Consider the following 19,189-nt stretch of genomic DNA (forward strand, 5'->3'; position numbering starts at 1 on the left):
GGACCCCGGCGCGTCCCCGGGCGGGGAAGGGCAGGTCGGCCGGGGGGCAAGGGGGCCCGACGGCGCCGCTCGCCGTCCCGGTCTGCTCACCGTGTACCTCGGGGCCGCGCCGGGCGTGGGCAAGACGTACGCGATGCTCGGCGAGGCGCACCGGCGCAGGTCGCGTGGCACGGACGTGGTCGTCGGCCTGGTCGAGACGCACGGGCGCGCCGCGACGATCACGCAGATCGGTGACCTCGAGGTCGTGCCGCGGCGCGTCGTGAGCCACCGGGACGTCGAGCTGACCGAGCTCGACGTCGAGGCCGTGCTCGCCCGCGACCCCCAGGTCGTCCTGGTCGACGAGCTCGCGCACACCAACGCGCCCGGCTCGCGCCACCGCAAGCGCTGGCAGGACGTGCAGGACCTCCTGGCGGCGGGCATCGACGTGGTGACCACGGTCAACGTGCAGCACCTCGAGTCGCTCACCGCGGACGTCGAGGCCATCACGGGCGTGCGCCAGCGCGAGACCGTGCCCGACCAGGTGGTGCGCGACGCCGACCAGATCCAGCTCGTGGACCTGTCGCCGCAGGCGCTGCGGCGCCGGCTCGCGCACGGCAACGTCTACCGGGCCGAGCAGATCGACGCCTCGCTGTCGTCGTACTTCCGCACGGGCAACCTCACGGCCCTGCGCGAGCTCGCGCTGCTGTGGCTCGCCGACCGCGTCGACGACGCCCTGACCCGGTACCGGGCAGACCACGCGATCTCGGGCACGTGGCCGGCGCGCGAGCGCATCGTCGTCGCGGTCACGGGCGGCCCCGAGGGCGAGACGCTGCTGCGCCGCGGCGCCCGGATCGCCCAGCGCGCGGCGGGCTCCGAGCTCGTCGCGGTCCACGTCCTGGCGACCGACGGGCTGCCCAGCGCGCCGCCCGCGGCCATCGCGGCCTCGCGCGAGCTCGTCGAGTCGCTCGGCGGGACGTTCCACACGGTCGTGGGCGAGGACGTCGCCTCGGCGATCGTCGACTTCGCGCAAGGGGTCAACGCGACCATGATCGTGGTGGGCGTCTCGCGGCACTCGCGCTGGCGCGAGGCCCTCCTGGGGTCCTCGAGCGCCGAGATCGCCCGCCTGGCCGGGACGATCGACGTCCACCTCGTGACGCACGAGAAGGCGCGCGCGGGCAGGCTGCTGCGTGGCCGGTGGTCGGCGCTGTCCCGACCGCGCCGGACCGCCGGGTGGGCGCTCGCGTTCGTGGTGCCCGCCGTGCTGACCGGGATCTTCTGGCTCCTGCGCGACGTCGTCTCGCTCTCGACCGAGCTCATGCTGTTTCTCGCCGGGTCGGTGGCCGTCGCGCTCGTGGGCGGGCTGTGGCCCGCCGTGGCCGCAGCCGTCGTCTCGTTCCTGTGCCTCAACTGGTTCTTCACGCCCCCGACCGGGTTCCTCACCGTCCAGGACCCCGAAAACCTCCTCGCGCTCCTCGTGTTCGTCCTGGTCGCCGCGGCCGTCGCGTCGGTCGTGGACCTCGCCGCGCGCCGTACCGCGCAGGCCTACAGGGCGCGGGCAGAGGCCTCGACGCTCGCCGCGCTGTCGCGCTCCGTGCTCTCGGGCGAGGACACCGCGCAGGCCATCGTCACGCGGCTCGCCGAGACGTTCGGACTGTCGAGGGTCGAGCTCGAGACGCGGGCGGGGGAGCGCGGCCCCTGGCGGACGGTGGCGAGCACGGGCCGGGTCGAGGGGGACGTACGCCTTCCCGAGGGCGACGGGGTCTTCGCCGAGGGCGACCGGACCCCCGCCGAGGGTGACGGGCGCACCGGGGCGCGCTCCGCCGTCGGGCACCTGGACGACGCCGAGCGGACCGAGCTGCGCGTCGACGACTCGCACCGGCTGTCACTGTGGGGGCGGGCCCTGCCGGCGAGCGACCGTCAGGTCCTCGAGGCGTTCGCGGCCCAGGCCGGGCTCGTCCTGGAGTACCGGCGCCTGCGCGAGCAGGCTGCCCAGGCCGCGGTCCTCGAGGAGGCCGACGCGACGCGCACCGCGCTGCTCGCGGCCGTCTCGCACGACCTGCGCACCCCGCTGGCCTCGATCCGCACGGCCGTCGACGGCCTCGCGTCCCCCGACGTGCACCTCGACGCCGAGGACACCGACGCGCTCACCCGCACCATCCAGGACTCGACCGGGCGCCTCGAGAAGCTCATCGACAACCTGCTCGACCTGTCCCGGCTCCAGACCGGGAGCGTGCGGCCCGTGCTGCGAGCGGCGTCGGTCGACGAGATCGTGCCGCTCGCGATCGAGCCCTACGGGCCCGGCGTCGTGCGCCTCGACGTGCCCGACGACCTGCCGCTCGTGCGCACCGACCCCGGGCTGCTCGAGCGTGCGGTCGCGAACCTCACGTCGAACGCGGTGCGGCACAGCCCGCCGGGCGAGCCCGTGCGGATCACGGCCTCGGCCGGGCCCCGGGAGATCGAGCTGCGGATCGTCGACACGGGCCGCGGTCTGTCGGACGAGTCCAAGATCCGCATGTTCGAGCCCTTCCAACGGCTCGGCGACACGACCGGAGAGGGCCTGGGCCTGGGGCTCGCGGTCGCGGACGGGCTGGCGCGGGCGGTGGGCGCGAGCATCACGCCGGAGGACACGCCCGGCGGCGGCCTGACCATGGTGGTCACCGTGCCGCGCGAGGCACGGGAGGATGACGACGTGAGCACGGACGGCACAGGCAGGCACAGAGGCGTAGGTACAGGCACGGCGGACGGCGGCACCCGCGACACGAGCAGCACGAGCGAGACGGGCGAGGTGCGCGGATGAGCGGCGAAGGCAACCGGGTGCTCGTCGTCGACGACGACGCGGGGCTCGTGCGCGCGCTCGCGATCAACCTGCGCGCGCACGGCTGGGACGTCACGGTCGCCATGACCGGGACCGAGGCCCTCGACGCGGCCGCGAGCGCGCGCCCCGACGTGATCCTGCTCGACCTGGGCCTGCCGGACCTCTCGGGGTTCGAGGTCATCGAGGGCATCCGCGGGTGGAGCGCGGTGCCGATCGTGGTGCTCTCAGCGCGTCAGCTCGGCGACGACAAGGTCGACGCGCTCGACGCGGGCGCCGACGACTACGTGACCAAGCCGTTCGCCATGAACGAGCTGCTCGCGCGGCTGCGGGCCGCGGTGCGCCGCGCCCAGCCCGCCGAGGTGTCGGAGCCCGTCGTGGAGGCGGGCGACCTGCGGATCGACCTGGCTCGGCGCCGTGTGCTGCGGGCCGGGGAGGAGGTCCGGCTGAGCCCCACGGAGTGGTCGCTGCTCGAGGTGCTCGTGCGTCACCGGGGCCGCATGGTGGGGCGGCTCCAGCTCCTGCACGACGTGTGGGGGCCGGCGTACTCGGCCGAGACGAACTACCTGCGCGTCTACACCGCGCAGCTGCGGCGCAAGCTCGAGGACGACCCCGCGAACCCCCGGCACATCATCACCCAGCCGGGCATGGGCTACCTCTTCGAGGTCTGACCCGCCGTCCTGCCCTGTGGCTCGTGCCTTTCCGGCGCGCGCGGGAACCCCCGCGGCGCGCCGACCGTTGTGCGTTCGACCCGACGAAGGAGACCCGTCATGCTGTGCCCTCTCGATCAGACCGTGCTCGTGATGTCCGACCGCAAGGGAGTGGAGATCGACTACTGCCCCACCTGCCGCGGCGTGTGGCTCGACCGGGGTGAGCTCGACAAGATCATCGACCGCAGCCTCGAGGCAGAGATCGCCGCCGAGGCCGGCGGCCCGGCGGCAGCGGCGGCTCCGCGTGCCGCGACGCCACCGCCCGTGCAGTACCCCCCGACCCAGCAGCTGCCGGTCCCGCCGCCGGCGCCCTACGGCTACGCGGACGACCGTCGCCGGGACGAGTACCGCGGCGACGACCGGCGTCGCGACGAGTACCGCGGCGACGACCGGTACCGCAGCCCGGAGCAGTACCGCAGCGACGACCCGCGCTACCGCAAGCGCAAGAAGAAGGAGTCCTGGCTCGAGGACCTCTTCGACTTCTGAGCCACGCACGGCGCCGTCCCTCCCCGGGGCGGCGCCGTCGTCGTGCATCCCTGGAACTCTGTACCCTCTCCACCTGCTGGCTCCTCCTGACCTCCGGATCGGATCGACATGGCTGTTCTCGACACGTTCTCCCTCGCCGGCCGAACGGCGCTCGTCACGGGCGCGAGCCGCGGGATCGGGCGCGGGCTCGCGCAGGCGCTGGGGGAGGCGGGTGCCCAGGTCGCGTTGACGGCGACGACGCTCGAGGCCGCGCAGGCGGCAGCCGACGAGCTGCGGGCGCTGGGGCTCGCGGCGCACGGCTACGAGCTCGACGTCACGGACCGAGAGCAGGTCGACGACGTCGTGGCGCAGGTCGGGCGCGAGGGCGGCGGCGTCGACGTGCTCGTCAACAACGCGGGGATCTCGATCGGGGGAGCGGCCCTCGAGATCGAGGACGACGTGTGGCACCGGACGCTCGCGACGAACCTCGACGGTGTCTGGTACTGCTCGCGGGCCGTGGCCCGGCAGATGGTCACGGACGGTCGGGGCGGGGCGATCGTCAACGTGGGGTCGATGTCCGCGCAGATCGTCAACCGCCCGCGGTGGCAGCCCGCGTACCTGGCGTCGAAGGCCGCGGTGCACCAGCTGACCAAGGGGCTCGCGGCGGAGTGGGCACCGCACGGGATCCGGGTCAACGCGATCGCGCCCGGGTACATCCTGACCGAGGCGTCACCCGTGGACCAGCCCGAGTACTACGACGACTGCGTGGCTCCCGCCGCGATGAAGCGGTGGGGTACCCCCGCCGAGCTGGGGCCGGTCGTGGTCATGCTCGCGAGCGAGGCGTCGAGCTTCATGACGGGGGCCGTCGTGACGGTCGACGGCGGGTACACGCTCTTCTGATCGGTGACATGTCGGCGGGCGGCCTCGCGGTCGCCCGCTCGGACTCCGCTCCTCTTCTGGGGTAAGAATCGCAAAACAAAAAGGGTGAACCTTCTACTTCTGCTTGACGGTTGTCAGAAGTCTCCCTAGGGTCGGGCGTGCACCGGGACCCCATCACCGTGGGGCCGGACCGAGGCCAGGGCCCACGACGCCGTGGGCCGCGGGGTCGGTCACGCAGCTCGCGTGCAGTCATGCTCGTCCGTCCGACCTCGCGTGCCTGCCATCGCGCGAGGTCACCGGTGCGAGCGCGCAGGGATTCAACGACGAATACCTGACCGCCACCGGCCCCCACGACCGGTCCGGCGGGCAGAGGAGAGGGAGAACCATGACGCAGGACACCGCCGCCCCCGACGGACTGCTGAAGCGACAGATCTCGCGCCGGTCGATGCTGGCAGGAACGGTCGCGAGCCTCGTGGCGCCCACGGCGCTCGGCCTCGGCGCGGCTCCCGCCGCGGCGCACGGCAACGGGAACGGGAACCACGGCAAGCCCGACAAGGACAAGGGCAAGCCGGACAAGAACAAGGTCCGCCGCCTGACGATGTACGCCGAGGCGCTGCCCGGCGGCCTCGTCGGCTACGGCCTCGAGCCCGGCAAGGCCACGGTCCCCGGCCCGACCCTCGAGATGTGGGAGGGCGAGACCTTCGAGATCACCCTGGTCAACACCACGGACAAGCGGCTCTCGCTGCACGCGCACGGCGTGAGCTACAGCTACGACTCCGACGGCAGCCCGCTCAACGCGTCGTTCAACGAGCCCGGCCAGTCGCGGACCTACGTGTGGCGCACCCACGCCGCCTACACGACCAAGGGCGGTCAGTGGATGCCCGGGAGCGCGGGCTACTGGCACTACCACGACCACGCGCTGGGGACCGATCACGGCACCGAGGGCGTCAAGGTCGGCATGTACGGCGCGCTGATCGTCCGGCGCAAGGGCGACGTCCTGCCCGACCGCACATACACGGTCGCCTTCAACGGCATGTCGATCAACAACCAGGTCGCGCCGAACGTGCCGGTGTTCGAGGCGAACGAGGGCGAGCGGGTCGAGTTCGTGGCGATCGGCCACGGCAACGCGTTCCACACCTTCCACCTGCACGCGCACCGGTGGGCGAACAACCGTACGGGATACCTCAGCGGGCCCAACGACCCGACCCAGGTCGTCGACACGCGTGATCTCAACCCCGGCGACTCGTTCGGGTTCCAGGTGATCGCGGGCGAGAAGGTCGGCCCCGGCGCGTGGATGGTCCACTGCCACGTGCAGTCCCACTCGGACATGGGCATGGGCGGGATCTTCCTGGTCGCGAACAAGGACGGCAGCGTGCCCGAGCACGCGCAGGCCGCGCTCCACCGCTACCAGGGGCACGCGCACCCGTAGCCCGGGCGCACCCACGGAACGACGGACCAGGACCGGCGGGGCCTCGAGGCCCCGCCGGTCCTGGTCCGTCGTAGGAGCCGCCCGCGGGTCGACGGTCGACGGTCGCCCGGCGGGCAGCCGGCGGGCCCTCGCCCCGCGACACCTAGACTCGGTCCTCGTGCGCCAGGTTCTCAAGCAGTGGGTCGATCCGTTCATCGTGGCGCTCGTCGCGACCATGGTCCTGGGGCTCGTGGTCCCGGTCCCCGCAGAGGCCCAGCGCGTCGTGGACGCGGTCGCGGACGTCGCGGTCGCCGTCCTCTTCCTGGTCTACGGCATGCGCCTGTCGACCACCGAGGTGTGGGCGGGTCTCAAGAACGTCCGCCTCCAGGGCGGCATCCTCGCCTCGACCTACGTCGTCTTCCCGCTCGTCGGCCTCGCGGTCTCCTGGGCCGTGACCCCGCTCGTCGGCGCGCCGCTCGCGGCGGGCATCCTCTTCCTGTCGTTGCTGCCCTCGACCGTCCAGTCGTCCGTGGCGTTCACGTCGGTCGCGCGCGGGAACATCGCCGGGGCGATCTGCGGCGCCACGGTCTCGAACGTCGTGGGCATGGTCGTGACGCCGCTGCTGGTCCTGTGGTTCATGTCGTCGAGCGGCGCGACGGGTGGGCTGAGCGGCCTGCGTGACGTCCTGGTACACCTGCTCGCCCCGTTCGTCGTGGGCCAGCTCCTGCAGCCGTTCGTCGGCCGGTGGGTCCGGGCCCGGCGGTGGCTCACGCTGTCCGTGGACCGCGGCACGATCCTGATCGTGGTCTTCGGTGCGGTCGCCGCTGCGACGAGCGCGGGGGTGTGGGCCGGGATCTCGGCGTGGACGATCGTCGCGCTCGTCGGGATCAGCGCCCTGATCCTGGTGGTCATGCTCGCTGTCACGTGGTGGGGCGGGGCCGGGCTGCGGCTCGGTGTGGAGGACCGCATCGCGCTGCTCATGTGCGGGTCCAAGAAGAGCCTGGCCACGGGGCTGCCCATGGCCGCCGTGCTCTTCCCGGTCGCGGTCGCGGGCACCGTGGCGGTGCCCGTGATCGTCTTCCACCAGCTCCAGCTCATCGTGTGCGCGGTGCTCGCGCGGCGCCTCGCGCTGCGCGACGCGGCCTGAGGGCTGGGCCGGCCGGGCCGTGGGACGGCCCGCGGGGAGCGGGCCGTCCAGGCAGTCCCCGGTCGAGGGGCCGGACGCCGCGCCCGCCGCGGTGCGTCCGCTCTCATCCGCCTGACGGCGTCACGCGCCCCAGCCGGCGAAGCGCCCCACGGCGACGAACACGGCGAGCAGCAGCAGGAGGGCGTTGACCGGCACGGACTGCTTCTCGCCGAGGCGCGCGTGCAGGGGGATCGCGCCGATCTGCGTGATCGCGAGGCCGGTCGCGGCGATCGGGGTCAGGATCGGGGCGATGCCCGTGACGATCGGGAGGATCAGGCCGATCGCGCCGAGCAGCTCGAGCGCCCCGAGCACGCGCACGGCCGTGAGGCGCTCGGGCGTGACCCAGCGCATCTGCTCCATCAGCTTGCCGGCCGGGGTCGTGAGCTTCATGAAGCCCGCGCCGGCGAAGGCGACGGCGAGCAGTCCAGCGGCGATCCAGAGGGCGACGTTCATGTGATTCCTTCGAGGTCGGTGGCGCGACGTGCGCCACGGTGGAGAGGGCCACGAGTAACTGCCCGTCTGGTCAGTCACCTTTTGTGCCGGAGGACATCATGGGTAACCTGAAGGAGGTCTACAAAAGGCACACCGGTGTTCCCGGTGGGTCAGGAAACGGAGAGTCCATGACCACGACGGCCACGGGCGCCCATCAGGAGCCGGTCCCCGACGCCTTACAGGTGCCGGTCCCCGACGCGCTGCACGTGCCAGTTCCCGACGCCTTACAGGTGCCGGTCCCCGACGGTGGCGGCTGCGGCGCCGACCACGCGACCAGCGAGGTCCGGCGCGTGCTCGACCGGGTCGGCGACAAGTGGAGCGTCCTCATCCTCGGTACGCTCTCGGGTGGTCCGTTGCGGTTCACCGAGCTCCTGCACGGGATCAGCGGCATCTCCCAGCGGATGCTCACGCTCAACCTGCGCCAGCTCGAGCGGGACGGGCTCGTGAGCAGGACCGTCCATGCCGTCGTCCCGCCGCGGGTCGACTACGAGCTCACCGACCTGGGGCGCACGCTGCTGCCGCCGGTGCTCGCGCTGGTCCAGTGGGCCATGGAGAACACCGACGAGATCCAGGGGCACCGCGAGGGCTTCGACGCGCAGGCCGCGGGCGGTCAGGCGTGACGTCGGTCGGGTGGACGAGCCGGGCGACGTGATCGCTCAGCGAGGCGACGTGCGGTACGCGTCGTCTCGACCCCGGGGCCGGGCGTCCCCGCGGCGGCTCCTCAGCCCGCCGCGACCTGGTCGCGGATCTGACGCTTGGCGCGCAGCAGGATGCCCGTCATGCCGTTGAGGCGCAGGGGGCTCACCGCGTTGGTCAGCCCGATCGTGAACGGGTAGTCGTCGGGCACCGCGAGGGCCTGCTCAGGCGTCAGCCCCTCGAGCCCCTGGGCCAGGATCGAGGCGAACCCGCGGGTCGTGGGCGCCTCGGCCGGGGCGGTCGCGTAGAGGTGGACGCCGTCGGCCTCGACCTCGGCGAACGCGCGCACGGGGGACTGGCACTCCTCGACGCGCTCGAGCAGCCCCGGGGCGTTCTGGTAGCGCGCGGGCAGGTCCGGCAGCTCGCGCGAGAACTCGAGCAGGAGCTGGAGCCGGTCACGCTCGCCGAGCGCGAGGAAGTCGTCGCGGATCTCGGCGAGGACCGGGGGCAGCTCGGTCGTGGCGTCGTCAGTCATCCGTCGATCCTCCCACCCGAGGGCGCGGAGCGGCAGCCCGCGCCCGCCCTGCGGACGGGCTCACCGTGATGCTTCCGGAAGATCGCCCACGCTCGCCGCGCACCGCCCGACGGCCGTGGATACGTTGGGCCCGAGCGCGCCGACCCTCGGCGCCGAGGGACGGAGCGTCATGGGAAAGCTGTCGAACGATCTGCGCACGCTGAGCCAGGAGGCGTACCTCTATCTCTACCCGCTCGTGACGATGGACCTGACGCGTCGCCAGGGCACCAACGTGGAGGCGGGGGTCCGCCCAGGGTTCGGGCCGCCCAACACGTTCCACCACCTGCGCGCGTTCCCGCCCGCCGACTTCCGGGCGGTCGTCCGCCCGAACTTCGACACCCTCTACGCGAACCTGTGGCTCGACCTGACCGACGGCCCGGTGCTGCTGCACGTCCCGGACACCGACGACCGCTACTACATGCTGCCCCTCCTGGACATGTGGACCGACGTCTTCGCGACGATCGGCAAGCGCACCACCGGGACGGGTGCTGGCGACTACCTGGTCGTGGGGCCCGACTACGAGGGCGACCTCACCGAGTTCTACGACGACCTGCCCGAGGAGGTCGCGCTGATCGTCGCGCCGACCCCGCACGTGTGGGCCATCGGTCGCATCCAGACCAACGGCCCCGCGGACTACCCGGCCGTGCACGCGGTGCAGGACGGCATGAGCGTGCGCGCGCTGGGTGATCGCCCGCCGTTCGTGATCGACCCCACCGCGGACACGCGGACCGAGCCGCTGCGGCAGGTCGAGGCCCTCAGCGCGGTCGACTTCTTCACCTACGCGACCCGCCTGCTCGACACCAACCCGCCGCACCCCACGGACTTCTCGGTCCTGGCTCGCATCGGTTCGCTGGGCATCGTCCCGGGCGACGAGTTCGACCCCGGCCAGTTCGACGAGGCCGAGATCGTCGAGATCGAGGCGGGCGCAGCGAGCGCGCGCGAGCTGCTGGCACAGTCTCAGCCGACGCTGGGGATCACAGCCAACGGGTGGTCGCTCTTCCGGGAGCCGATGGGCGTCTACGGCAACTACTACCTCCAGCGAGCCTTCGTCACCCTCGTGGGTCTGGGAGCGAACCCGGTCGAGGACGCGATCTACCCGATGCTCGTCACGGACGCGGACGGCGAGCCCGTGAACGGCGACCACGACTACGTGCTGCACTTCGAGGCCGACCAGCTCCCGCCCGCAGCGGCCTTCTGGTCGGTCACCATGTACGACGCCGAGGGCTTCCAGGTCGCCAACGCCCTGGACCGGTTCGCGATCGGGGACCGGGACGACCTGCGCTACGGCCCCGACGGGTCGCTCGACCTGTACCTCCAGCACGAGAGCCCCGGGGCGGACCGTGAGTCCAACTGGCTCCCGGCCCCGCGGGGACCCGTGGGAGTGACCATGCGGCTCTACGCGCCGCTGCCCGAGGCGCTCGACGGCCGCTGGGTCCCGCCGGTCGTGCGCAAGGCCTGAACGGAGGCGCCGGGCAGGCGAGCGGCCAGGTCGTGCCGTCTCCCCGGCGGCCTGCCGTGAGAACGCGAGATGCCCGACGGCGGTGGGCCGGGTGCGCGACCCGGCCCACCGCCGTCGGGCATCAGGAGGGTGCCCCGCGCGGGGCGTCACCTCAGAGGCGCGCGGGGACCTCGCCCGGCTCGGCGCCCTTGACGATCGGGACGCGGACCGCGTTGCCCCACTCGGTCCACGAGCCGTCGTAGTTGCGGACCTTGTCGAAGCCCAGCAGGTACGTCAGCGCGAACCACGTGTGGCTCGAGCGCTCGCCGATGCGGCAGTACGTGATGACGTCGTCGTCGGTCGACAGTCCCAGGCCGCCGTCCTGGTAGATCGCCTCGAGCTCCTCGCGCGACTTGTACGTGCCGTCCTCGGCGACCGCGGTCGCCCACGGGACGTTGCGCGCCGTGGGGATGTGACCGCCGCGCAGCACGCCCTCCTCGGGGTAGTCCGGGATGTGCAGGCGCTCGCCCGTGAACTCCTGGGGCGAACGGATGTCGACGAGCGGGCCGTTGCCCAGGTGAGCGAGCACGTCCTCCTTGAAGGCACGGATCGTCTCGTCGTCGCGCTCGACCACGGGGTACTCGACGGGCTCGGGCGTGGGGACGTCGGTCGTGGTCTCGCGGCCCTCGGCGATCCACTTGCCGCGCCCGCCGTCGAGGAGACGGACGTCCTCGTGGCCGAACAGCGTGAAGACCCACGCCGAGTACGCGGCCCACCAGTTGTTCTTGTCGCCGTACAGGACGACCGTGGTGTCGCGCGAGATGCCCTTGGAGCCCAGGAGCTGGGCGAAGCCCTTGCCGTCGAGGTAGTCGCGCAGGTCGGGGTCGTTGAGGTCGGTGTGCCAGTCGACCTTGACCGCGCCCGGGATGTGCCCGGTCTCGTAGAGCAGCACGTCCTCGTCGGACTCGACGACGACCACGTTCTCGTCGTGCAGGTGCTCGGCGAGCCAGTCCGTGGAGACGAGGCGGTCGGGGTGGGCGTAGGCGGCGATCTTCTCGGTCGTGTCGAGGGGAGCGGACATGGTGTCCTCCTGAGGGCTCATGGGCTGGCAGAGGCGGGTGGCGGAGATGCACGCAGGACGGCGCAGGCGGGGTCGAGCGGAGCGTGCCGGCGCGGTGGGTACCGCTCGGGCACGTTCGTCACTCTAGGAACGCTGTCCACGGACCGGAAGGCCCGTCGCACATGCTGAGACAGTGTTACCCGGGGGAGAGCAGCGCCGCGGGCGGCCGGGAGGGCGGCCCGTCAGTCCCGCGCGATGGGAGCGGTCACCGCGCCCGTGAGCGAGACCAGGTCGGAGGGCGCCAGGCCGACGTCGAGCCCGCGGCGCCCGCCAGAGACGTAGACCGCGTCGAACGCGAGCGCCGACTCGTCGATCACGGTCCGCAGCCGCTGGCGCTGGCCGAGCGGCGAGATGCCGCCCACGACGTACCCGGTCGCGCGCTCGGCCGCGGCCTGCTCGGCCATCGCGGCCTTCTTGCCGCCGGCCGCGTGCGCGAGCGCCTTGAGGTCGAGCTTGCGGTCGACGGGCACGACGCCCACGACGAGCGTCCCGTCGACCGAGGTGACCAGGGTCTTGAACACCTGCTCGGCCGGGATGCCGATCGCCGCGGCGGCCTCGAGCCCGTAGCTCAGGTCGGAGGACGGGTCGTGCTCGTAGGGGTGGACGGTGTGCGGGACGCCGGCCTTCTCGAGCGCGACGAGCCCGGGCGTGCCGGCGTGGGACGACTTCTGCTTCTTGGCCACAGGGAGATTGTGCCCCTAGGTGCGCGTCTCCGGCTGCGGCGACGGAGCGGAGGCGGGGTCCGGCCGTGTCGCCGAGTCCTCCACGAAGCGCGGGCGGCACGCGAACCAGCCGGCGACCACTCCAGGGACGGCGGTCGCTGCGAGCGCGACGAGCGGGATCGTCCACGAGCCGGTCGCCTCACGGAGGAGGCCCAGGCCGAGCGGGCCGAAGCAGGCCAGGCCGTAGCCGATTCCTTGGACGAAGCCGGACACGGCCGAGGCCGACTCCGCGGTCCTGGTCCGACGGTTGATCAGGGTCATGCAGAGCGGGAACGTGCTCACCCCGATCCCCAGGGCGCACACCCAGAGCACCGTGCCCTCGAGCGGGGAGATGATCAGGCCCAGGTAACCGACGGTCAGGACGACCGAGCACGCGACGACCACGACGAACGGGTTCGCCATGCGCGTGGCCACGTGCGGGACCACCAGGGCGGCGGCCACGCCCCAGGCCGAGTACAGGGCGATCATGGAGCCGCCCAGAGCCGGGCTCCCGCCCGCGTCGGTGAGCACGGCCGGCACCCAGGTGATGATCCCGTAGTTGGACAGCGCCATCATCGCGAACAGGACGACCAGGCCCCAGGCGGTCGACGATCGGCTGATCCTCGGCCTCGCGCCGGTCGTCGCCGGCGCCTGGGGGCGGTGGTGGTCGGCGGGCAGCCTGGCTGCCAGGACGAGCCAGACCACTGCGGCGAGCGCGGCCGGGACCGCCCAGACTCCTACCGAGAGCCGCCAGCTCGTCGCCTCCGCCACCGGGACGGCCAGCAGCGGGGCGACGAACTGGCCGGTTTGCATCAGGAGCAGGTAGAGCGAGGTCCACAGGGCGATCCGGTCGGGGAACCAGGCCTTCACCAAGGGGACGATCACCACGTTCGCGGCGCCGATCCCGGCCAGGGCCAGCACGGTCGACAGCACGAGCGCGAGGGGCGTCGGAGAGAAGGCACGCACCACGAGCGAGAGCGCCGTCAGGCCCAGCGCCACCGTGGCCGTGCGCTCGAGCCCGAACCTCCTCGTCACCACCGGGGCGAGGAAGCCGAAGACGGCGAACGACGCCGCGGGCACGGTCCCGAGCAGGCCCGCCAGGGCCACGCCGAACCCGAGGTCCGCTCCGATGATCTCGAGGAGCGGGGTGAACCCGGTCACGGCCGTCCGGAGGTTGACCGCCGTCAGCGCGACGGCAAGGCCGGCCCACACGGTCAAGCGTCCGCGGCGGACCGGGATGCGCGCTGGAGAGAGTGTCGTCACGCTAAACTCCACGATGAGATCGGTGAATGATGGGATCATGGGATGAATTCTGGTGAGTCTGACACACGGCGGCCCGTGCGTCGAGCAGGCCTGATCGACCAGGCCGTCGAGCGCTTCCGCGACGAGGTGGTCTCCGGCCGCTGGCCGGTCGGCGAGCGGATCCCGACCGAAGCCGATCTGGTGTCGGAGTTCGGGGTCGGGCGGAACACGGTCCGCGAGGCGATCCAGTCGCTGGTGCACGGAGGACTGCTGCGCCGTGAGCAGGGCCGGGGCACCTTCGTCATCTCCAGCTCCGAGCTGACGGGCACGCTCGAACGCCAGCTCGCCGGGGGATCCCGTCGTCACTACCTGGAGCTGCGCCGTGCCCTGGACAGCACCGCGGCCTCGCTCGCCGCATCGAGTCGCTCGGAGGCCGACGTCGAGCTGCTGCGCGAGCTGCGCGACCGACGGGAAGAGGTCTGGTCGGCCGGTGATCGCGACCTTCGAGCCGGCGCTGACCTCGCCCTGCACCGCGCGATCGTGGCAGCGACGCACAACCCGCTCTACCTGCAGCTCTACTCCAGCATGCTCGACGTCTTCGCGGTCCACATGCGCGACGAGGAGCGCGAGGGCGACGACGAGGAGGCGGCCCACCGCCACCACCACGAGCTGGTCGAGGCGATCGCCGACGGTGACCCCGACCGTGCGGCGGCGATGGTCGCCGCCATCTTCGGGCCGTTCATGCGCTGAACCGCGACGCCGGCTCCTGCTAGACGTTCACGTCGACGAGCGACCCGATCCCGTACGTCACGGCCATGGCGATCGCCCCGCCGAGGACCGTGCGGATCGTCGCGCGCCGGGTCGGGGACCGTCCCAGCCTCGCGCTGCCCCAGCCCGTGAGGACCAGCGCCAGGACGACCGCGACGAACGTCACGGGGATCCGGGCCGCGGTGGGGGCCAGGAGGATGGCGGCCAGGGGGAGCAGCCCGCCCACGGTGAACGAGACGATCGAGGCGAGCGCGGCCTCCCAGGGGGACGTGAGGTCGTCGGGGTCGATGTTGAGCTCGGCGTCCGCGTGAGCCGCGAGGGGGTCGTGAGCCGTGAGCTGGACGGCGACCTCGTGCGCGAGCTCGGGCGTCAGTCCTTTGGCCCGGTAGATCCCGGCGAGCTCCGCGAGCTCCTCGTCGGGCATGGTCGCGAGCTCCTGGCGCTCCTTGGCGAGCATGGCCTCCTCGGTGTCGCGCTGCGTGCTCACCGAGACGTACTCGCCCGCGGCCATCGACAGGGCTCCGGCGAGCAGGGCCGCGGCGCCCGCGGTCGCGATGACGGGGATCGACGTGCTGGTGGCGGCGACGCCCACGACCACGCCCGCGGTCGACACGATCCCGTCGTTCGCGCCGAGCACCCCGGCCCGCAGGCGATTGAGCCGTGCGCCCGTGCCCTCGCTCCGGTGCTGCTCTCCCTCGTGCGGTGTCGTCTCCTGGTCCCGTGCGCTCATGAGGCCACGGTAGAGCGGGGGAGCGAGCCTGTCGTGGCGGGCCGCGACGTGCTCGCGTCCGTCTCGCGTCCCGGGCGGCCGGGCGTGTGACCTGCACCTCAGGCCTGCGAGGACCTTCGTCCCTGGCCGATCGGTGCTCGTCCTGAGAGGCTCGAGGTGGCAGAGGTGACCGCCGGCAGGGGATGCGTCAGGGGCGCATCGGAAGCAGGGAGAACGCACATGAGCATCGACGACCCCCGAATCGAACGGATCCTCGCGGCCGCGTCCCGTGCCCCGAGCGTGCACAACACCCAGCCGTGGTCCGTCCACGTGCACGGCACGACGCTCGACGTGCGCGCCGACGACTCGCGCCGACTGACGCACGCCGACCCTGCGGGCCGCGAGATGCTCATCAGCTGCGGAGCGTTCCTCGCGAACCTGCGCGTCGCGGCACGCCGCGAGTCCTTCCGTCCGGTGCTGACGCTGCTGCCCGACGACGCCGACCCCGCCCTGGTCGCCCGCGTCGACCTGGTCCCGGGTGTCCTGCCCGACGCCGACGAGCTGGACCTCGCGGTCGCGATCGAGCGCCGCGCGACGTCCCGTGTGCCGTTCGAGGACCAGCCGCTCGACGCCGACGTGGTCGACGACCTCGACAAGGCTGCGACGTCCGAGGGGGCGCGGTTCGTGACGCTCGCCCCCCAGGCCCCCGAGCGGACGGTCCTGCTGGACCTCGTGCGCGAGGCCGAGGAGGCCGCCGGCAAGGATCACACGGGCCGGGTCGAGCAGGCGCGCTGGGTCACGAGCGACCCCGACCGGCCCGACGGGATCCCGGTCGCGGCGCTCGGTCCCGCGAGCGACGACGCGCTGGCCCCCGTGCGGCACTTCGGCGGCGACTCCACGAGCGACCGGGCCGCGTTCGAGCACCGTTCGACGCTCGCGGTCCTCACGACCCCGGGCGACTCCGTGCGCGACTGGCTCGTTGCCGGCCAGGCGCTCGAGCGTGTCCTGCTGACCGCGACGACCTACTTCGTGCACGCCTCGTTCGCGACGACCGTCCTCGAGAACCCGACCACGCGGGCCGCGCTCGCAGCGGCGCTCGACGCCGGGGCGCCGCAGATGGTGCTGCGACTGGGGTACAGCGCGACGTCTCCGCGGACGCCCCGCCGCCCGGCCGACGACGTGCTCCGGTAGGTCGCGTCAGATCGTCCCGACCGCCACGACGCTCAGCACCACGGCGCCGGCCTCGTCGCTCGCCGCGAGGTCGACGACGGCGCTGATCGCCCAGTCGTGGTCGCCCGCCGGGTCGTCGAGCACCTGGCGGACGAACCACGTGCCGGGCTCGACGCGCTCGCCGTCGGGCCGCACGCCGTTCTCGACGATCTGCACGAGGGCCGACGACCGTGCTGCGGCGTCCACGCCGATCGCGTCGTTGCCGTGCAGGTCGAACATCGGGTCGAGGGCGTCGGCCCACGCGTCGCCGTCCCAACCGCTCGCCTTGTCGAGGGCCTCGAGCGCGTCGTAGCTCTCTCGCGCCGCGAGCTCGACCCGGCGGAACAGGGCGTTGCGGACCAGGACGCGGAACGAGCGAGGGTTGCCCGTGACGGGACGGGCCGGGGCCTCGGCGCCCGTGCCGGACAGCGGGCCGTCGCCGAGGTGGGGGTCGACGTCGTCGCCTGCGCTCACGTCAGGGTTGGCCAGGCGCTCCCACTCGTCGAGCAGCGACGAGTCGGTGCCTCGCACCAGCTCGCCCAGCCACTCGGTGATGTCCTGGACCTCCTCGGTGCGGTGCTCCTCGGAGACCGTCTGGCGCATCGACCGGTACGCGTCGGCGAGGTAGCGCAGCACGACCCCCTCGGTGCGGTCCAGGCCGTACACGGACACGAACTCTCCGAAGGTCATGGCCCGCTCGACCATGTCGCGCACGACCGACTTGGGTGAGAGCTCGGCGTCGGAGACCCACGGGTTCGAGTGCTTGTACGTGACGAACGCAGGCTCGAGCAGGTCCGCGAGGGGCTTGGGCCACGTGATGGTCTCGAGCAGCGCCATGCGCTCCTCGTACTCGTACCCCTCGGCCTTCATGGCCGCGACGGCCTCGCCGCGGGCGCGGTGCTGCTGCGCGACGAGCACCTGGCGCGGGTCGGACAGCGTGGCCTCCAGGACCGAGACGACGTCGAGCGCGTGCGTGGGGGACTCGACGTCGAGCAGGTCGAGCGCCGCGAGCGCGAAGGGCGACAACGGCTGGTTGAGCGCGAACTCGCGCGGCAGGTCGACCGTGAGGCGCACCGTGGGGCGCTGCCCGCTCGGGTAGGTCGGGTCCGGCACGCGGACGCGCTCGACGATGCCCGCGACGCGCAGCGAACGGTAGATGCGGAACACCTGGCGCACGTGGCGCTCGCGCTGGGCCTCGGTGTCGTGGTTGGCCGTGAGCAGGTGCTTCATGGCCTGCACCGGATCGACCCCCTTGTCCCCCCGCGCGAGCACGTTGAGCACCATGGCGTGGTTGACCGTGAAGTGGCTGGTCAGGGCCTCGGGGTCGGCGTCGCGCAGGCGCTCGAACGTCGCGTCGGTCCAGTTGACCGCTCCCGCCGGCGCCTTCTTGCGCACGATCTTCTTGAGCTTCTTGGGGTCGTCCCCGGCCTTGGCGAGCAGCTTGCGGTTCTCGATCACGTGCTCGGGGGCCATGACGAGGACCTCGCCGAGCGTGTCGTAGCCCGCCCGGCCCGCGCGGCCCGCGATCTGGTGGAACTCGCGCGCCGTGAGGTGGCGCATGCGCTCGCCGTCGAACTTCACGAGGCTCGTCATGAGGACCGTGCGGATGGGGACGTTGATGCCGACGCCCAGGGTGTCGGTGCCGCACACGACCTTGAGCAGCCCGGCCTGGGTCAGGCGCTCGACCACGCGACGGTACTTGGGCAGCATGCCCGCGTGGTGCACGCCCACGCCGTGGCGCAGGAACTTGCTGAGCGTCTTGCCGAACCCCGAGGTGAAGCGGAAGTCGCCCAGCTCGGCCGCGATCGCGTCCTTCTCGGAGCGGCTCGCGACGTTGATGCTCAGCAGGGCCTGGGCGCGGTCGACCGCGTCCTTCTGGGTGAAGTGCACGACGTAGACCGGCGCGCGGTGCGTCGTGACGAGCTCTTCGAGGACCTCGTTGAGCGGCTCGACGACGTAGCTGAACGTCAGCGGCACGGGACGCTCGGCGCTCGTGACCTCGGCGACGGGGCGTCCCGTGCGGGTCTCGAGGTCCTCGGTGAACGTCGAGGTGTCGCCCAGGGTCGCGGACATGAGGACGAACTGCGCCTGGGGCAGCTCGAGGAGGGGGACCTGCCAGGCCCAGCCGCGCTGGGGGTCCGCGTAGTAGTGGAACTCGTCCATGACGACCTGCGCGACGTCCGCGTCGGCGCCGTCGCGCAGCGCGATGTTCGCGAGGATCTCCGCGGTGCAGCAGATGATCGGCGCGGTCGGGTTGACCGACGAGTCGCCCGTCATCATGCCGACGTTCGCGGAGCCGAACACCGCGACGAGCGCGAAGAACTTCTCGCTCACGAGCGCCTTGAGCGGAGCCGTGTAGTAGCTGCGGCCGGGGACTCCCGCGCGGTGCGCGGCGAGGGCCGCGTAGTGCGCGCCGACCGCGACGAGCGACTTCCCCGAGCCCGTGGGCGTGGCCAGGATGACGTGCGCGCCCGAGAAGACCTCGATGACGGCCTCGTCCTGGTGGGCGTAGAGGTCGATCCCCGTCTCGGTGGCCCACTCGGTGAACCCTTCGTAGAGGGCGTCAGGGTCCGGGGTGCCCGAGCCGTCCGGTGCCGGCAGGTGACGAACCAGGCCGGGCTCGGGACGGGTGGTGGGGGTCGTGGTGCTCATCGTGGCCATTGTCGCAGAGCGGGCGCCGGGCGGTGGGCCGCGCTGCCCCTGCCCGCGGGCGCCGTCCTCGGTGCGTCGCAGGGCTGTCGTCCGACCTGGCGGCAACCTTATGGCTCCTGTGGACAGCGCTGTCATGCCATGCAAAGGTGCAGAACGCCCAGCACTGACGCTGGGTACACCGAGCAGCCCACGCCGTGGTGGGCAGGAGG

The 19,189-nt window shown here is 72.5% G+C and carries 17 protein-coding genes; 10 read left to right on the top strand and 7 right to left on the bottom strand.

Annotated elements, in window-relative coordinates; genetic code table 11:
- Window positions 1-91 precede the first annotated feature (91 nt).
- The 6 genes from OERS_RS06805 to OERS_RS06830 all read left to right on the top strand — a co-directional run bounded on the left by OERS_RS06805 (window position 92) and on the right by OERS_RS06830 (window position 7,400).
- Window positions 92-2,776: a DUF4118 domain-containing protein gene (locus OERS_RS06805; protein ID WP_409365918.1), complete on the top strand. Its 2,685-nt coding sequence runs from the start codon at window positions 92-94 to the stop codon at window positions 2,774-2,776.
- Window positions 2,773-3,462, top strand: coding sequence for a response regulator (locus tag OERS_RS06810; RefSeq protein WP_068625222.1), 690 nt, complete (start codon window positions 2,773-2,775; stop codon window positions 3,460-3,462). The genes OERS_RS06805 and OERS_RS06810 overlap by 4 nt, the downstream gene beginning before the upstream one ends.
- A 99-nt stretch (window positions 3,463-3,561) precedes the next feature.
- Window positions 3,562-3,987 (top strand): TFIIB-type zinc ribbon-containing protein, encoded by a 426-nt coding sequence (locus tag OERS_RS06815; RefSeq protein WP_068625223.1) that lies wholly within the window; start codon window positions 3,562-3,564, stop codon window positions 3,985-3,987.
- Between the two features lie 108 nt (window positions 3,988-4,095).
- The gene (locus tag OERS_RS06820; protein WP_056647836.1) at window positions 4,096-4,866 is read left to right on the top strand and encodes an SDR family NAD(P)-dependent oxidoreductase; all 771 of its coding nucleotides are present in this window, start codon (window positions 4,096-4,098) and stop codon (window positions 4,864-4,866) included.
- A 364-nt stretch (window positions 4,867-5,230) separates the two neighbouring features.
- On the top strand, window positions 5,231-6,274 hold the full coding sequence (locus OERS_RS06825) for a multicopper oxidase domain-containing protein (RefSeq protein ID WP_068625224.1): 1,044 nt from the start codon (window positions 5,231-5,233) through the stop codon (window positions 6,272-6,274).
- Window positions 6,275-6,431: 157 nt separating this feature from the next.
- Complete coding sequence (locus tag OERS_RS06830; protein WP_082608641.1) at window positions 6,432-7,400, top strand: bile acid:sodium symporter family protein; 969 nt, start codon at window positions 6,432-6,434, stop codon at window positions 7,398-7,400.
- Between the two features lie 120 nt (window positions 7,401-7,520).
- Here the strand turns inward: OERS_RS06830 and OERS_RS06835 are convergent, their stop codons facing one another.
- Complete coding sequence (locus tag OERS_RS06835) at window positions 7,521-7,892, bottom strand: DoxX family protein (protein WP_068625225.1); 372 nt, start codon at window positions 7,890-7,892, stop codon at window positions 7,521-7,523.
- A 167-nt stretch (window positions 7,893-8,059) separates the two neighbouring features.
- On the opposite strand from OERS_RS06835, the gene OERS_RS06840 reads away from it, so the two are divergent.
- A complete protein-coding gene (locus tag OERS_RS06840) occupies window positions 8,060-8,551 on the top strand; it encodes a winged helix-turn-helix transcriptional regulator (protein ID WP_082848942.1) in 492 nt (163 codons plus the stop codon).
- Window positions 8,552-8,652: 101 nt separating this feature from the next.
- On the opposite strand, the gene OERS_RS06845 is transcribed toward OERS_RS06840, so the two are convergent.
- On the bottom strand, window positions 8,653-9,102 hold the full coding sequence (locus tag OERS_RS06845; protein WP_056647981.1) for a SufE family protein: 450 nt from the start codon (window positions 9,100-9,102) through the stop codon (window positions 8,653-8,655).
- Between the two features lie 169 nt (window positions 9,103-9,271).
- Here OERS_RS06845 and OERS_RS06850 point away from each other — a divergent pair, with 169 nt between their 5' ends.
- Window positions 9,272-10,600, top strand: coding sequence for a DUF1254 domain-containing protein (locus OERS_RS06850; RefSeq protein WP_068625226.1), 1,329 nt, complete (start codon window positions 9,272-9,274; stop codon window positions 10,598-10,600).
- 151 nt (window positions 10,601-10,751) lie between these two features.
- Here OERS_RS06850 and OERS_RS06855 read toward each other — a convergent pair whose 3' ends face one another.
- The 3 genes from OERS_RS06855 to OERS_RS06865 all read right to left on the bottom strand — a co-directional run bounded on the left by OERS_RS06855 (window position 10,752) and on the right by OERS_RS06865 (window position 13,663).
- Window positions 10,752-11,660: a sulfurtransferase gene (locus OERS_RS06855; RefSeq protein WP_056647844.1), complete on the bottom strand. Its 909-nt coding sequence runs from the start codon at window positions 11,658-11,660 to the stop codon at window positions 10,752-10,754.
- A gap of 221 nt (window positions 11,661-11,881) precedes the next feature.
- Window positions 11,882-12,382, bottom strand: a complete 501-nt coding sequence (gene ybaK / locus OERS_RS06860) for a Cys-tRNA(Pro) deacylase (protein ID WP_068625227.1) — start codon at window positions 12,380-12,382, stop codon at window positions 11,882-11,884.
- Window positions 12,383-12,397: 15 nt separating this feature from the next.
- On the bottom strand, window positions 12,398-13,663 hold the full coding sequence (locus OERS_RS06865; protein ID WP_169834196.1) for an MFS transporter: 1,266 nt from the start codon (window positions 13,661-13,663) through the stop codon (window positions 12,398-12,400).
- 75 nt (window positions 13,664-13,738) lie between these two features.
- Here OERS_RS06865 and OERS_RS06870 point away from each other — a divergent pair, with 75 nt between their 5' ends.
- Window positions 13,739-14,392 (top strand): FadR/GntR family transcriptional regulator, encoded by a 654-nt coding sequence (locus tag OERS_RS06870; RefSeq protein WP_211268444.1) that lies wholly within the window; start codon window positions 13,739-13,741, stop codon window positions 14,390-14,392.
- 19 nt (window positions 14,393-14,411) lie between these two features.
- Here the strand turns inward: OERS_RS06870 and OERS_RS06875 are convergent, their stop codons facing one another.
- Window positions 14,412-15,140: a VIT1/CCC1 transporter family protein gene (locus OERS_RS06875; protein ID WP_056762462.1), complete on the bottom strand. Its 729-nt coding sequence runs from the start codon at window positions 15,138-15,140 to the stop codon at window positions 14,412-14,414.
- Between the two features lie 219 nt (window positions 15,141-15,359).
- Here OERS_RS06875 and OERS_RS06880 point away from each other — a divergent pair, with 219 nt between their 5' ends.
- The gene (locus tag OERS_RS06880; protein WP_068625229.1) at window positions 15,360-16,310 is read left to right on the top strand and encodes an Acg family FMN-binding oxidoreductase; all 951 of its coding nucleotides are present in this window, start codon (window positions 15,360-15,362) and stop codon (window positions 16,308-16,310) included.
- Between the two features lie 6 nt (window positions 16,311-16,316).
- Here the strand turns inward: OERS_RS06880 and OERS_RS06885 are convergent, their stop codons facing one another.
- Window positions 16,317-18,980 carry a DEAD/DEAH box helicase gene (locus tag OERS_RS06885; protein ID WP_083201287.1) on the bottom strand — a complete coding sequence of 888 codons (2,664 nt, stop codon included), beginning with the start codon at window positions 18,978-18,980 and terminating at the stop codon, window positions 16,317-16,319.
- Window positions 18,981-19,189 lie beyond the last annotated feature (209 nt).

The sequence above is a fragment of the Oerskovia enterophila genome (assembly GCF_001692445.1).
Taxonomy (GTDB): domain Bacteria; phylum Actinomycetota; class Actinomycetes; order Actinomycetales; family Cellulomonadaceae; genus Oerskovia; species Oerskovia enterophila.

Excerpts from the sequence above, each read along its gene's own strand:
- OERS_RS06810 (WP_068625222.1), top strand. The coding sequence starts at position 2,773 with ATGAGCGGCGAAGGCAACCGGGTGCTCGTCGTCGACGACGACGCGGGG.
- OERS_RS06815 (WP_068625223.1), top strand. The coding sequence starts at position 3,562 with ATGCTGTGCCCTCTCGATCAGACCGTGCTCGTGATGTCCGACCGCAAG.
- OERS_RS06820 (WP_056647836.1), top strand. The coding sequence starts at position 4,096 with ATGGCTGTTCTCGACACGTTCTCCCTCGCCGGCCGAACGGCGCTCGTC.
- OERS_RS06825 (WP_068625224.1), top strand. The coding sequence starts at position 5,231 with ATGACGCAGGACACCGCCGCCCCCGACGGACTGCTGAAGCGACAGATC.
- OERS_RS06835 (WP_068625225.1), bottom strand. The coding sequence starts at position 7,892 with ATGAACGTCGCCCTCTGGATCGCCGCTGGACTGCTCGCCGTCGCCTTC.
- OERS_RS06840 (WP_082848942.1), top strand. The coding sequence starts at position 8,060 with ATGACCACGACGGCCACGGGCGCCCATCAGGAGCCGGTCCCCGACGCC.
- OERS_RS06845 (WP_056647981.1), bottom strand. The coding sequence starts at position 9,102 with ATGACTGACGACGCCACGACCGAGCTGCCCCCGGTCCTCGCCGAGATC.
- OERS_RS06850 (WP_068625226.1), top strand. The coding sequence starts at position 9,272 with ATGGGAAAGCTGTCGAACGATCTGCGCACGCTGAGCCAGGAGGCGTAC.
- OERS_RS06855 (WP_056647844.1), bottom strand. The coding sequence starts at position 11,660 with ATGTCCGCTCCCCTCGACACGACCGAGAAGATCGCCGCCTACGCCCAC.
- OERS_RS06875 (WP_056762462.1), bottom strand. The coding sequence starts at position 15,140 with ATGAGCGCACGGGACCAGGAGACGACACCGCACGAGGGAGAGCAGCAC.
- OERS_RS06880 (WP_068625229.1), top strand. The coding sequence starts at position 15,360 with ATGAGCATCGACGACCCCCGAATCGAACGGATCCTCGCGGCCGCGTCC.
- OERS_RS06885 (WP_083201287.1), bottom strand. The coding sequence starts at position 18,980 with ATGAGCACCACGACCCCCACCACCCGTCCCGAGCCCGGCCTGGTTCGT.